At 56.1% G+C, this 12251-nt stretch carries 12 protein-coding genes; 6 read left to right on the top strand and 6 right to left on the bottom strand.

Annotation, left to right across the window (positions count from 1 at the left end; genetic code table 11):
- Positions 1 to 158: 158 nt before the first annotated feature.
- Entirely contained in the window at positions 159 to 2258 is a 2100-nt protein-coding gene (locus HZ297_RS11290) for a HAMP domain-containing methyl-accepting chemotaxis protein (protein ID WP_178863812.1), read from the bottom strand.
- A 188-nt stretch (positions 2259 to 2446) separates the two neighbouring features.
- Here HZ297_RS11290 and HZ297_RS11285 point away from each other — a divergent pair, with 188 nt between their 5' ends.
- Entirely contained in the window at positions 2447 to 3250 is an 804-nt protein-coding gene (locus HZ297_RS11285; RefSeq protein ID WP_178863810.1) for an RMD1 family protein, read from the top strand.
- Between the two features lie 31 nt (positions 3251 to 3281).
- On the opposite strand, the gene HZ297_RS11280 is transcribed toward HZ297_RS11285, so the two are convergent.
- The 3 genes from HZ297_RS11280 to HZ297_RS11270 all read right to left on the bottom strand — a co-directional run bounded on the left by HZ297_RS11280 (position 3282) and on the right by HZ297_RS11270 (position 6793).
- Positions 3282 to 3938, bottom strand: a complete 657-nt coding sequence (locus HZ297_RS11280) for a 2OG-Fe(II) oxygenase (protein ID WP_178863809.1) — start codon at positions 3936 to 3938, stop codon at positions 3282 to 3284.
- Between the two features lie 341 nt (positions 3939 to 4279).
- Positions 4280 to 6172 (bottom strand): M48 family metallopeptidase, encoded by a 1893-nt coding sequence (locus tag HZ297_RS11275; protein ID WP_178863807.1) that lies wholly within the window; start codon positions 6170 to 6172, stop codon positions 4280 to 4282.
- A gap of 27 nt (positions 6173 to 6199) precedes the next feature.
- Positions 6200 to 6793 carry a LemA family protein gene (locus HZ297_RS11270; protein WP_178863805.1) on the bottom strand — a complete coding sequence of 198 codons (594 nt, stop codon included), beginning with the start codon at positions 6791 to 6793 and terminating at the stop codon, positions 6200 to 6202.
- A gap of 166 nt (positions 6794 to 6959) precedes the next feature.
- Between HZ297_RS11270 and HZ297_RS11265 the strand changes: the two genes are divergently transcribed.
- From HZ297_RS11265 to HZ297_RS11255, 3 genes are all read left to right on the top strand, one after another.
- Entirely contained in the window at positions 6960 to 7541 is a 582-nt protein-coding gene (locus HZ297_RS11265; protein WP_178863803.1) for a lipid-binding SYLF domain-containing protein, read from the top strand.
- Between the two features lie 12 nt (positions 7542 to 7553).
- A complete protein-coding gene (locus HZ297_RS11260) occupies positions 7554 to 7892 on the top strand; it encodes a DUF3392 family protein (RefSeq protein ID WP_178863801.1) in 339 nt (112 codons plus the stop codon).
- Positions 7893 to 8045: 153 nt separating this feature from the next.
- Complete coding sequence (locus HZ297_RS11255; RefSeq protein ID WP_178863800.1) at positions 8046 to 8276, top strand: hypothetical protein; 231 nt, start codon at positions 8046 to 8048, stop codon at positions 8274 to 8276.
- A gap of 8 nt (positions 8277 to 8284) precedes the next feature.
- Here HZ297_RS11255 and HZ297_RS11250 read toward each other — a convergent pair whose 3' ends face one another.
- The gene (locus HZ297_RS11250; RefSeq protein WP_178863798.1) at positions 8285 to 9547 is read right to left on the bottom strand and encodes a flagellin N-terminal helical domain-containing protein; all 1263 of its coding nucleotides are present in this window, start codon (positions 9545 to 9547) and stop codon (positions 8285 to 8287) included.
- Positions 9548 to 9736: 189 nt separating this feature from the next.
- On the bottom strand, positions 9737 to 10015 hold the full coding sequence (locus HZ297_RS11245; RefSeq protein ID WP_178863796.1) for a peptidylprolyl isomerase: 279 nt from the start codon (positions 10013 to 10015) through the stop codon (positions 9737 to 9739).
- Between the two features lie 147 nt (positions 10016 to 10162).
- On the opposite strand from HZ297_RS11245, the gene HZ297_RS11240 reads away from it, so the two are divergent.
- Together HZ297_RS11240 and fni are read left to right on the top strand one after the other, a co-directional pair.
- Positions 10163 to 11224 carry a hydroxymethylglutaryl-coenzyme A reductase family protein gene (locus HZ297_RS11240; protein WP_178863794.1) on the top strand — a complete coding sequence of 354 codons (1062 nt, stop codon included), beginning with the start codon at positions 10163 to 10165 and terminating at the stop codon, positions 11222 to 11224.
- 3 nt (positions 11225 to 11227) lie between these two features.
- Positions 11228 to 12241: a type 2 isopentenyl-diphosphate Delta-isomerase gene (gene fni, locus HZ297_RS11235; RefSeq protein ID WP_178863792.1), complete on the top strand. Its 1014-nt coding sequence runs from the start codon at positions 11228 to 11230 to the stop codon at positions 12239 to 12241.
- The last annotated feature ends 10 nt before the right edge of the window (positions 12242 to 12251 follow it).

Below are 12251 nucleotides of genomic sequence, written 5' to 3'. Positions count from 1 at the left end.
AGTGTTGAGAGAGCGGTAGAATTTTCGCCCTGAAGATAGCGCTTTGCTATGGTGACTTTTGTATTGCGACTGTATTTGGACATGAAAAACCCCCAAAGTTGGTGTCCAACATTTGGGGGTCACTTCAGTAAGCCGGTTTCAGAACCCTGCGAACGGGCTTACCCCCTGAAGGGCAACGCACGCACGCCAGAGCTTGCCTTGGTTTTGAAAAACGCCATTTCACGCGCCAAGCCCTGCGCCTGTTCGGCCATGCTTTCCGATGCCGCCGAGGTCTGTTCCACCAAAGCCGCGTTCTGCTGGGTGGCACTGTCAATGTCGTTGATGGCGTTATGCACCTGACCCACGCCATTCGCCTGCTCGGCCGAAGCGCGGGCAATCTGTTCAATCATGTCGCTGACCTGGGTAATCGCCGTTTTGATTTCACCCAGCATTTGGCCCGATTCGCCGGCAAGCTGCGAACCTTCCTGCACACGCTGGCTGCTTTCAGTAATCAAATCTTTGATGTCCTTCGCGGCATCGGCGGCCTTTTGCGCCAGACCGCGCACCTCACCGGCCACCACCGCGAAGCCGCGACCGTGCTCACCGGCACGCGCCGCTTCCACGGCCGCGTTCAGTGCCAGCAAGTTGGTTTGGAAGGCGATACTGTCAATCAGGCTGACAATTTCGTTGATGCGCTGGCTGGAACTTTCAATCGCATGCATCGCCTCAATCGTCTTGTCCATCACCGTTGCGCCATGCTCGGTTTTACGCTGCACCTGTTGCGACAGCTTGGCGGCCTCGGTCGCCGAATCGGTATTGTTCTGCACCGCGGAATTCATCTCTTCCATCGTCGCCGAAGTCTCCTCAATCGCCGCCGCCTGCTGCTGCACGCGTTGGCTCAGATCCAAAGCGCCTTTGGAGACTTCTTCCGACGCACCCGAAACAATATTGCTCGCCTCCAGCGCCTGCGTGACAATACGTTCCAGATTGCCGATCGAACCGTTCAAACTTTCCTGAATGGTACGCAAAACGCCCGGATAGGTACCATCCATCTGCCGCGTCAGATCACCGTTGCGCAACGCCTCCATCACCGTCTGAATCGCCTGCATGGCCGCTTCCAGCGCGTCCAGCGACTGGTTCACATTCTGTTTAAGCTGATCGAAACTGCCGGCAGCCTGTGCGGCAACCCGCTGCGAGAAATCGCCCTGAGCCATCGCCTGCATCACGCCGTTGATCTGCTCGATGATGGTATTGGCGCTGCCCAGCGCACGCTCGACCTGATGACGGAACCCTTCGGCCACGCGCCCGTCCATCTTGGCATCCAGACGGCCGTCTTCCAGTGCCTGCATGATTTTACCCAGCTCGTTCATGGTAAAGGCCACGCTGTCGGCAGACGCATTGACGCCATCTTTCAGGCGTTGCAGCTCGCCCACATACTGCCCCTGCATACGCAAACCGAAATTGCCCTTGGCTATCGCATCGACCGTCGCATTGGCTTCAACCAACGCATCACTGACCTGTTCGATCAGACGGTTGAACGCCGCCGAAGCCTGACCGATCTCATCCTGACGGTGGATGGTGATGCGGCGCGAGAAATCACCCTCCTGAACCACCTGTTGCGAAACCGCCACCAACTCGTTCATGGGTTCCAGCACCGCTCGCAGAATCTTCCACGAAAGCAGCGCCGCCGCCAACACAATCAGAATGCCGATGACGACACTCAGCGTGAACACTGTTTCGTATTCACGCTCCTGTTCGGCCTTCATCTCGGCGGCCACATCCAGCTGCAGATTCACCAAGGCGCTGACGGCATCGGAAACCGGATCAATAAACGTGTAGAGGTCGCCCAACGTATACTGCGTGACGCGATCCATATCCTGAGCGGCCACTGCGCCGAACAACTCCTTCAACGAATTGTCGGCCTGCACCATCAGCTTCTGCGCCTGGTTTGCCAGTTTGGCCTCTTCGGGCGTCAAGGTGGTGGCCATATAGCCGCTCCACTTCTGTTTGATCTGCGCCTCGGCCTGTTCGATATTGTTCTTGGCCTGCTCGAATGTCAGCTGGCCGTTGCGCAGCTTGTGGCTGGTATCCACGATATTGACGGCATACAAATCGGCGATAGTCTTCAAATCCCGCAGCGGCACAATACGGTCGGCGTAGAGCGCTTCAAACGACTGATTATTGCTTTTCATCATGCCGATGCCGGCCGCCATCAGAAAGACAATCACACCGAGCATAAAGCCGATTAACATGATAAAACGGGATTTAATCGAGATCATCGTTGATACTCCAAATGAAAATACACCCTGCTATTAAAGCAGAAACGTATTAAAAGTAAATGACAAACCAACGCTTCGAAACTTCTGTACTAATAACTACTTACGAACACGGAACTTGTCTGTACATCGCACGCTAACTCATTATAATCACAAAAGAAACAACGACGGTCCACAACGGAGTACGCGCCATGACCACAGCAAAACACACCCTGCTTTCAGTCTACTTACCGCCGGATTTGAACCGCTATGAGGTCATGAACAAACTCGGACTGCAACTCAACAAAGGCATCGAAGCGTGCTTCTATGTCGAACTCGACGACGGCCGCCTGCTGTTTTTTACCGAATTCGACGTGATCACCTTTGTGGACTGGTCGCGCGAACAGATTGTGCAGACCTTATTGCAGCTCGGTCTCTATCAGGCAGAACAGTTCGAAACCCACTACCTGCATCAGGACTACCAGCTGCGTATCAATCCTAAAATGTCACAGCCTTTCGACGTCAACAACGACCGCATCGAACTGCCCGAATTAAGCCTGTGGCCGGTGATGATCGTGGCGCTGGTAATTGCGCAAAGCGTCGGGTTGGAAAAATTCGAACATCAGGTGGAACGCCATTTCAGCAAAGGCCGCCACATGATGGAAACGACCACCGCGGGCTTGGGATGGAAACGACGCCGGCAGTTTGCCGACTACGCCCAGCAAATCAGTCTGCTGCGCCACGACATACTGCTGGATCTGCTGTTGCTCGACAAGCCCAATATCCTGTGGGACAACGAAGCCTACGAACAGCTTTATATCCGCCTCGCGGAGCAGCTCGAACTGCAGGAAAGATTTGAAATCATGAGCTTCAAGCTCAATACCATGAAAGAGGACATCACCATGATGATGGAGCTCTACAACCACAAACACAGTTCGTTTCTGGAGTGGATCATCATCGTGCTGATCGGCATCGAAATTGTGATGGGGCTGATCGAGATGGGCACGCATAGTTGAGACGCATCCTTGAACGCCTCACAATTGCAATTTACAAGGACGGATCGACAATCCCGGCAATACTGTTATTGCAGCGGAACCAGCCGGCGATACTGACACGCGGCCGATGGGTCGGCAAGACCTCATGCGGAATCTGTTCGCTCATAAATACCACCAGTTTGCCCAACTCCGGGGTGACCGTCGCCAATACCTCGGTGGATTCTTCATTATAAACCACCAGTTCCCCGCCCCAATCGGGCTGCCATCCGGGGTTCAGATAGAGCACCGTGGTCACCATGCGGTTGGCGCGGCCGCGGAAACTGTCGAGGTGTTTCTTGTAGAAATCGCCCTTTTTATATAACGCAAAATGGCATTCGTACTCGAACAGCCCTAAAAACAGCGCACGGTTGAGCTGATATTGCAACTCCGCCATCTGCTTCAGATACAACACCTGCGCTTCGGTGGAACCGTCGAGCCATTTGATCTGATCGCGACGCACCTCTTTATTCAGCTGATGGGCATCGCCACGCCCGATACCGGCACGTTGCAACTCGCCCTCTTCGTCGTACTGTTCCACCTCGGCCAGCAGCGCCTCGCACAGCTCCTGGCTCACCGCCTGCGGCCACTCGTACCAGCCCTGCTCCACCAACGCATCGAGCATCTCATCGATGAGATTCGGCGTTAAATCCAACGACACCTGCAACGTCATACACGCACCTCAAAATTTGGTGCGCGAATTATGGGCCCAAGCCCTTGTTTTAGCAATTGAAATTTAGGGTTACCGTATTTTATGATTAATTTAATGAACCACAGAGTACACGAAGGGCACGAAGACTTTGGGCGTTAATCAGTTTTCGGTATTGGTTTTGCGTTTTAAAGCCGTTTGAAAAACACTTCAAATCAATAAGAGGCATTAAGAAGACAGATCAATTACTTAGAAAAACTTCGTGCTCTTCGTGTTCTTCGTGGTTTTAATCGTCATCAACTTGTCCATCACAAAATATGGATTCCCGAAATTTATAGGGCGCTGCAAAAACTCAACAGGCCGGGTTAAACCCACTCCAAAAGGGCGCGCGGAATCGGCACATCCAAAGTGGCGGCAATCGCCACAATCAATTCGCGCTCCACCTCCAAAAGCTGGTGGTCGTATTCGGCGCAGGCCAGCAGCGCGCGGACAATCTGCTGCTTCAACTCCGGCGAACACAGCGCCAGCTTGTGGGTGGCCTGTTCAAAGGTTTGCGCCGACATGCCGGCCGTCTCCATCGGCTGTCTGCCCGGCAAGCCCAGCACCTGCATGGCGCGTTCATAAGCGCGCTGTGCCAGGGCATTTTGCGAGGTTTCATGCCCGTAATCGGCCAACATGGAGAGCAGCAGCTGCACCTCCAGCGTAACGCTGCTCAAGCGGCGATAACGCACCCCGTGCGGCTTGGCGAGGCCAAAATGCACATCCAGAAAACGCAGCACCAGCTGCGCCAGCACCTGTTCATACAGGTCACGCCGGCCGTCCAGATCCATCAGGCGCTGCAACAGCTCTCTAAAATCGTGATATTGCGCCGCAGAAAGCGACTTCAACGCCGGCATCGCCACTTCAATTACCTGCAGGCGCTGCGCTGGCGACAAGGCTTCCAGCGCCTGACGCTGCTCGGCGACAGCCGTCTGCAATCCGGAAAAGGCATAGCCCGCCAGCAGCGATTCCGCCTGCTGCAGAATCGCCGTTTCGGTTTGTGCCAACCACCAGGCGGCGACTACAGCGGCCAGCGCCGACAAAGGATCGCGCGCCTCCGATTGCGTCGCCGAGGCTTCCAGCGTTTCGCTCAAAACAACCTGCGCCACCCCCGCCAAGGCCAATCCCTGCAAGCGTTCCAACCCGGCCTGTTCACTTTTGGGTTCGGCCAAAACCGCTTTTTGCGGCGCCAGATATTCGCCGTCCCACGCCGGGTCGAGCAGACGGATGCGCTCTTCCAGCGGCGGATGGGTGGCAAACAGCAGATTGAAATAACTGCGAAACGCCTGGGCGAAAAACAGATGGCTGACCTCGTGGGTGTCGGTACGGGTCAGACGCCCCTCGACCACTTCATGCCCGATCACTTTCAGGGCATCGGCCACCGCCGACGGATTGCGGGTAAACTGCACCGCCGACGCGTCCGCCAGATATTCGCGCTGCCGGCTCACCGCCGCCTGGATCATGCGCCCCAGCAACTGGCCGAACCAGCCGAGCAGACGCAACACCAGTCCGGCCAGCACCAAACCGCCACCGCCTTTGCGGTTGCCGCGACTCGAATAAGAACGGCGGTTGGACTGCGTGAAAATGCGCCCGACCACACTGACAAACTCGATGCCGCTAATCAGCATAATCAGACGCAGGTTCAGGCGCATATCGCCATTCAGAATATGGCTGAATTCGTGACCGACCACGCCCTGCAGCTGCTCGCGGTTGAGCTTGTCCACCGCGCCGCGCGTCACGCCGATGACCGCATCGGTCGGCGTCAGGCCGGCGGCAAAGGCGTTGATGCCCTCCTCCTTGTCGAGCACATAGACCTCGGGCACCGGCATGCCTGAGGCGATTGCCATCTCTTCGACCACATTGAGCATTTTGCGCTCCTGCAGATCGCGTGTATCCGGCTGGATTTTGCGCCCGCCCAACGCCAGCGCCACACTTTGGCCGCCGTGCGAAAGTTCGCGCATTTTCAACAGCGAGCGGATCAAGGCGCCGCCGAGTACAAAGACACACACTCCCAACAGCCACGGCCAATCTTCGGGACGCACCGGCAGCCACAGATTCGCCGGCATGACCACGCCGGCGCCGTAGCCTTGAAAGGCGCGCACCACCGCCAGCAATACCAGACTGCTGATGGCGCACAGCACCAGCAAGGCCAGCAGGTAAAACACCACCAGCCAGCGCGTGGTTTGTCGGGCGCGATCCTGCGAAAGATAGAAATTCATGGCGGGCTATACAGCGCAACGATCCAATTAAAACTGCACCTTGGGCGCCGCCTGAATCTCGGCGCTATCCGCAAACTCCAGCAACTCGGCATCCTGCGGATGGCCGAAACTCGCGGCCACCAGAATCGGCGGGAAGCTCTGACGGTAGGTGTTGTACTGCATCACCGCATCGTTATAGGCCTGGCGTGCAAACGCCACGCGGTTTTCGGTGGAGGTCAGCTCTTCGTTGAGCTGCATCATCGTCTGGTTGGTTTTCAGATCGGGATAAGCCTCCATCACCACATTAAAGTGTGCCATCGCCTGCCCCAGCTGACTTTCGGCCTGCGCCAGATGCGCCATGGTGCCGACCTCACCCGGATGCGCCGCCGCTTCTTTGAGCAAACCGGCCGCCTGATTGCGCGCATGCACGACCGCTTCCAAGGTTTCGCGCTCGTGCGCCATGGCTTTTTTGGCCACCTCGATCAGATTGGGAATCAGATCGTAACGGCGCTTGAGCTGCACCTCGATCTGCGCAAAACTGTTTTTAAAACGGTTACGCAAGCTGACCAGCTGGTTGTAAATCACAATCAGATAAATGGCCACCAGCACCGCTATGCCCAACATACTCCAAATGACCGTCATGAAACTCTCCTCCCGGTTATGAACCTTGTCACTATACTAAAAAATTTCTTCCATTGCTTAAACTGCGCACCGCCCGCTAATTTAGGGTTTAGTGATTGGCAAAAATCACTATAATGGACAGCACTGTTTTAAACCACCCACTAACGCTACAGATGAGGTTACGATTATGAAGGCACTGACACGCGCCCTGTTTTTGATGCTGGCTTGGTTATGGATTCTGCCGGCACAGGCGGACCAGTACAACGACACGGTACAACGCTTCCACAAAGCCGACCAGACCCGCGATTTCTTTGACAACGCCTACGGCTTCGCGCTGTTCCCGACGGTGGGCAAAGGCGGCTTTATGCTGGGCGCGGCCTATGGCGAAGGACGTGTTTACCGCGGCTTGAAACACGTCGGCAACACCACTCTGAACCAGGTCAGCTTCGGCTGGCAGTTGGGCGGTCAGGCTTACAGCCAGATCATCTTCTTTGAAGACAAGCGTGCTTTCGATGAATTCACCAGCGGCTCGTTCGAATTCGGCGCACAGGCGTCGGCAGTGGTGATTACCGCGGGTGCCGCGGCGGAAGTGTCCACCAAGGGCACCAGCGCCACGGCCGGCGTGACCCAGGACCACACCGCCAACAAAGGCAGCTACTACAAAGGCATGGCGACCTTTGTGATCGTCAAAGGCGGTTTGATGTATGAAGCAGCGATTGGCGGGCAACATTTCACTTACACGCCAAAAGGCGAGTCAGAGGCACAATAACGCGGAGGGTATATGGATTTGACATTCGTAACCGATGCGCTGAGCGTGGTGGCGGGCTGGATGAAACCTTACCTCAGCCAGATCGGGCTGTCGATGGCCGCCACCCTGCTGGTGATTTACGGCGACAACATCACCAAAATGGTGAAAACCCAGATCGGCTCCTTGCAGATGTTTCTTAAAATCACCTTGTTTGTGGTGTTCTGCGCGTTTGGCTTTGCGCTGATCACCTCGTTTATCACCCCGCTGCTGGTGGGCCTGCTGCGTGACATCCACGACGCCTGGCTGCCGGTGATTGTGGTGGGCGGGTTTTATCTGCTCGGCTTGGGTGCCCAGAAAAAAGGCATGATTTAAGGAGCCTCTGATTTAATCATAGGTTCCTTAAGCAGAGATTCCTTAAGCAGAGATTCCTTAAGCAGAGATTCCTTAAGCAAGCAAGACAGCGCCGCTACCCGGCCTGTTGAGTTTTTTGAACGTTTTTTTCAGAAAAATTGTACGGATAAGCGCATGGATCAATGGAGCAAACTTTTCTGGCAAGTGGGCGCTTTTTTAAGCGTGATGCTGTTAATCGCCGCCGTCATGGCCCTTTCCACGGCAGAAAACGGCCGCTTGACCGTCGAAGGTCTGGAAGGCTTGTCGGGCACCTTTACGCTGATGTATGAGGTGTTGCGCTGGGTCGTCTACCCGTGGCTGGCGTTGGGCGTTTTCCTGCTGATCCGCTGGTTCAAACGCCGCTAACCTCTCCCTCAACGCAGCAGCGTGCCGATGACCCTTTCCGATAAATCATGCGCCTGCGCCAGCATGGCCTGCCCCGAATCGGTCAGAATCCTGCTGCGCGCCAGCCGTGCCGTTTCCACCGCATAGTCGGCATCCGTAATGCGCGAGCGCGTGGCCGCAAAATTGTCATTCGCCGTCAGCAGCACATCCATCGAATAGTTCAAGCGGTTTTGCATCGCCCCCAGCTCACTGCGATAGGCGGTGCTCCGTTCCATATAGAGATCAAGCGCCAGCAACGATTCGGTGGCCGAGGTCACGGTTTTAATATCGCCGATGGTCGCGCCCGGAATGGTCACCTCGGTATCTGGGGTTGGCGGCGTGCCGGCAATCACCGAAGAGCTGAAGCTCAAAGGCGCTCCCACATCGACATTGACACTCCAACTGATATCGCCGGCCACCATATCGCGGCTGCTTGAAAGCACCTCGAGCGAGCCGTCACCTGCATGATAGACCGCGCTGAATCCGGCGCTTTGCAAGGCGCTGTCGGTATTGATGAAGTTGGCGATTTTCTGATTGGCGTCGGCGCCGTTTAAGGCGTAAACATCGGCCCCGCTTAATGGCAGAAGCCCGAGATTCTTCACCGTCACACTCTGCACGCCCATCAAATTCAGGGTGAACTTGTCCGCCGCCAGACCCAATCCCAACAGGCCGGTATCAAATCCGCCCGGAGCGGCAAACTGCAGGGTATCGTCGGTACCGGGCGTTCCCGGAACGGTATAGGTAATGTCGCCGACACTCTCCAGCAGATCGATGGTTCGGACCTCAAGCCGATTAGCGTCACTTAACTCCCAACTGCCTTGCAGGGCGATCGTGCCATTGACATTCAGCAGCGTCTGACCGTTGAAGCGGGTCGTTTCCGCAATGTGCTGCACTTGTTGATAGAGCGCTTGGAACTCCAGATCCATCTGCTCACGATTGGCGTCGGTATAAGTTCCGTTAAGCGACTGCAGACTCAATTCCCGCATGCGTTGGAACATTGAATCCACCTCGCCCATAGCGCCCTGCGCCACCTGCACCAGCGAAATGCCGTCATTGAGGTTGCGTGCCGCCTGCTCGGAACTTTTCATCTGCAATAACAGACCGCTGCTGATCGCGCGTCCCGCCGCATTGTCAGCCGTGCGATTCAGCTGGCTGCCGCTGGACATGCGCTGCATCGCCAGCTCGCCATCGGCACTGGAAACGGTCAACTGCCTTAAAGCCCTTAAATCGGTCGACAAGGTATTAATAATCACATTGCTATTCTCATATCACCACACTAAAAACGGACAAATAGGCGTATTCGGCTAAACAATTCTACGCAGTAACGTTAACGGCCACTACGCCATCCGCTTTAGGCGTGCCTGCAAAAAAAACAAAACCCGCCGGCACCTTGCCGGCACCAACGGGTTTGACGTTCTCTCCACAGGCTTGCAATAAGATGTTTAGCTGCGGCTGGTCACCTGTAGCAAATGGTAGCCAAACTGGGTTTTGACCGGCCCTTCCACCGAACCGACTTCGGCGGAAAACACCACCTTGTCGAACTCCGGCACCATCATCCCCGGGCCAAACTGCCCCAGGTCGCCGCCGCTTCGGCTGGAGGGGCAAAGCGAATTGGCCTTGGCTACTTCGGCAAAATCCGCGCCCTGTTCAATCTGCTGTTTCAATGCGTTACACTGCGCTTCGGTTTCCACCAGAATATGGCGGGCTGTCGCTATAGTCATCTGTTTTCCTTTGTACTTTGTTCTTTAGATAGTCATTCTCGTCTCGAGCCACAGGCTTTATAGCAGCTGAATCGCAAAATTCAAGCGCAGGACGGATACAAACACATATTTGTGACGTGAAGCGATGGGTCATTTATAATAGCCGCTATGAAAAATCACACAGCAAATCCAATGCATTACGCCAGCATTCCGATGCAATCCGTCGGCCCTTTCAAACTTATTGGAGAGGTTGAAACGGATGACTTGATGGTGCCGATGGCGACTTATGAAACCCCGTTGTGGCCCTCGGTGGCACGTGGCGCGCGTGTCACTGCCAAATCCGGCGGCATCCGCGTCACCGTGATCGACGAACGCATGACGCGCTCGATTCTATTGCAGGCCGCGCATGCCGGCATCGCCGCACAGCGCCTGCAACAGCTGCAAAGCCGTCAGGCGGAAATGCAGCAGGTGGTTTCGCAGTCGAGCCGTTTTGCGACCTTGATTGACACCCACTTCCAGGTGGTCGGCAACCTCATCTACCTGCGTCTGGAGTTCACCACGGGTGATGCCTCCGGCCACAATATGGTCACCAATGCCGCCGATAAGCTGATTCCGTGGATTTTGAACGAATACGCCGATTTGGAGTATGTCTCCATCTCCGCCAACTACTGCACCGACAAAAAAGTCTCGGCGGTCAACGGCATTTTGGGACGCGGCAAATATGTGGTGTGCGAAGTCACCATTCCTCGCAAACTCTGCCAGCGTTACCTCAAAACCACGCCGGAGGCGATTGTCGACCTGCACATCAAAAAAGACCTGATCGGCAGTATCGTTTCCGGCGGATTGCGCTCCGCCAATGCGCATGTGGCCAATATGCTGCTGGGTTTTTATCTGGCGACCGGTCAGGATGCCGCCAATATCGTCGAAGGCTCGCAGGCCATCAATCACGTCGAGCTGACCGCCGAGGGCGATCTGTATTTCTCCACGACCCTGCCCAATCTGATTGTCGGCACCGTCGGCAACGGCAAAGGACTGGATTTTGTATTGGAGAATCTACAGCAGCTAGGTTGCGCGGATACTGATGCCGCGCCCGGTGCCAACGCCCGCCGCTTGGCCTGTATTGCCGGGGCGACCGCCTTGTGCGGCGAACTCTCCTTGCTGGCCGCCCAGACCAATCCGGGCGAGCTGATGGAAGCGCACATCAAACTGGAGCGCGCAGCGCAGCGCTGAACCATGAGCCAGATCACCCAGCGCAAGCAAGACCATATCGAGGCGGTCCTCAACGACCCCGACGTCGAACGCCAAAGCGATTTCGACCAGCTCCGCCTGCTGCATCGCGCCTTGCCGGAGCTGGATTTCGCCGCGCTCGATACCCGCACGACCTTTCTGGGCAAACCCATCGCCTTCCCGTTTATGGTCGCCTCCATGACCGGCGGCGCGGCGGATAATCTCGCCGGCATTAACCGCAATCTGGCTTTGGCGGCGGAGGCTTGCGGCGTGCCGCTGGCGGTCGGTTCGCAACGCGCCATGATGCTGGACGAGGCCGCGCAACAAAGTTTCCAGCTGCGCCAGTATGCGCCGAATGTGCCGTTAATCGCGAATTTGGGTGCGGTGCAACTCAATTACGGTTTTGGTGTCGATGAAGCGCGCCGCGCGGTCGAAACCCTGCAGGCCGATGCGCTCTATTTGCACCTGAATCCGCTTCAAGAATTGATTCAACCCGAGGGTGATACCCATTTCGGCGGCTTGGCGGATAAGATTGTCAAACTGGTGGCGCAACTTGATGTTCCCGTCATTTTGAAAGAGGTCGGCAGCGGCCTGTCACCCGCCGATATCGAATTGGGCTTGCAGGCCGGTGTGACCTGGTTTGACGTGGCCGGACGCGGCGGCACTTCATGGAGCCGGATTGAAGCGCATCGCGCCGACAACAGCCTGGGCTTCACCTTTCAGGACTGGGGCCTCACCACCCTTGAGAGCCTGCGTCTGGCGCGCCCCTATCAAGGGCAGGCGCAGTTTATCGCCAGCGGCGGAATACGAAACGGCATCGACATGGTAAAAGCTGTTATAATGGGCGGCCGATTATGCGGGGTAGCCGCGCCTTTGTTGGCACCGGCCATGACGTCCGAGACGGCCGTGGTCGAAAAAATAGAACAATTCAGGCAGGAGTTCGCCACCGCGCAATTCCTGCTGGGGCAAGCCAAGGCGGATGACCTGCACCTGAATCAGACGCTGTTGCTGAATCCATAAATCAGCGGAT

Origin of the sequence: Thiomicrorhabdus cannonii (assembly GCF_013391695.1) — a bacterium.
In the GTDB taxonomy this organism is placed as follows: domain Bacteria; phylum Pseudomonadota; class Gammaproteobacteria; order Thiomicrospirales; family Thiomicrospiraceae; genus Thiomicrorhabdus; species Thiomicrorhabdus cannonii.
Note: the sequence above shows the minus strand (reverse complement) of the source record. Positions and strands in the feature narration are given on the sequence as shown.

Excerpts from the sequence above, each read along its gene's own strand:
- HZ297_RS11240 (WP_178863794.1), top strand. The coding sequence starts at position 10,163 with ATGAAAAATCACACAGCAAATCCAATGCATTACGCCAGCATTCCGATG.
- HZ297_RS11270 (WP_178863805.1), bottom strand. The coding sequence starts at position 6,793 with ATGACGGTCATTTGGAGTATGTTGGGCATAGCGGTGCTGGTGGCCATT.
- HZ297_RS11280 (WP_178863809.1), bottom strand. The coding sequence starts at position 3,938 with ATGACGTTGCAGGTGTCGTTGGATTTAACGCCGAATCTCATCGATGAG.
- HZ297_RS11265 (WP_178863803.1), top strand. The coding sequence starts at position 6,960 with ATGAAGGCACTGACACGCGCCCTGTTTTTGATGCTGGCTTGGTTATGG.
- HZ297_RS11260 (WP_178863801.1), top strand. The coding sequence starts at position 7,554 with ATGGATTTGACATTCGTAACCGATGCGCTGAGCGTGGTGGCGGGCTGG.
- HZ297_RS11275 (WP_178863807.1), bottom strand. The coding sequence starts at position 6,172 with ATGAATTTCTATCTTTCGCAGGATCGCGCCCGACAAACCACGCGCTGG.
- fni (WP_178863792.1), top strand. The coding sequence starts at position 11,228 with ATGAGCCAGATCACCCAGCGCAAGCAAGACCATATCGAGGCGGTCCTC.
- HZ297_RS11290 (WP_178863812.1), bottom strand. The coding sequence starts at position 2,258 with ATGATCTCGATTAAATCCCGTTTTATCATGTTAATCGGCTTTATGCTC.
- HZ297_RS11285 (WP_178863810.1), top strand. The coding sequence starts at position 2,447 with ATGACCACAGCAAAACACACCCTGCTTTCAGTCTACTTACCGCCGGAT.
- HZ297_RS11255 (WP_178863800.1), top strand. The coding sequence starts at position 8,046 with ATGGATCAATGGAGCAAACTTTTCTGGCAAGTGGGCGCTTTTTTAAGC.
- HZ297_RS11245 (WP_178863796.1), bottom strand. The coding sequence starts at position 10,015 with ATGACTATAGCGACAGCCCGCCATATTCTGGTGGAAACCGAAGCGCAG.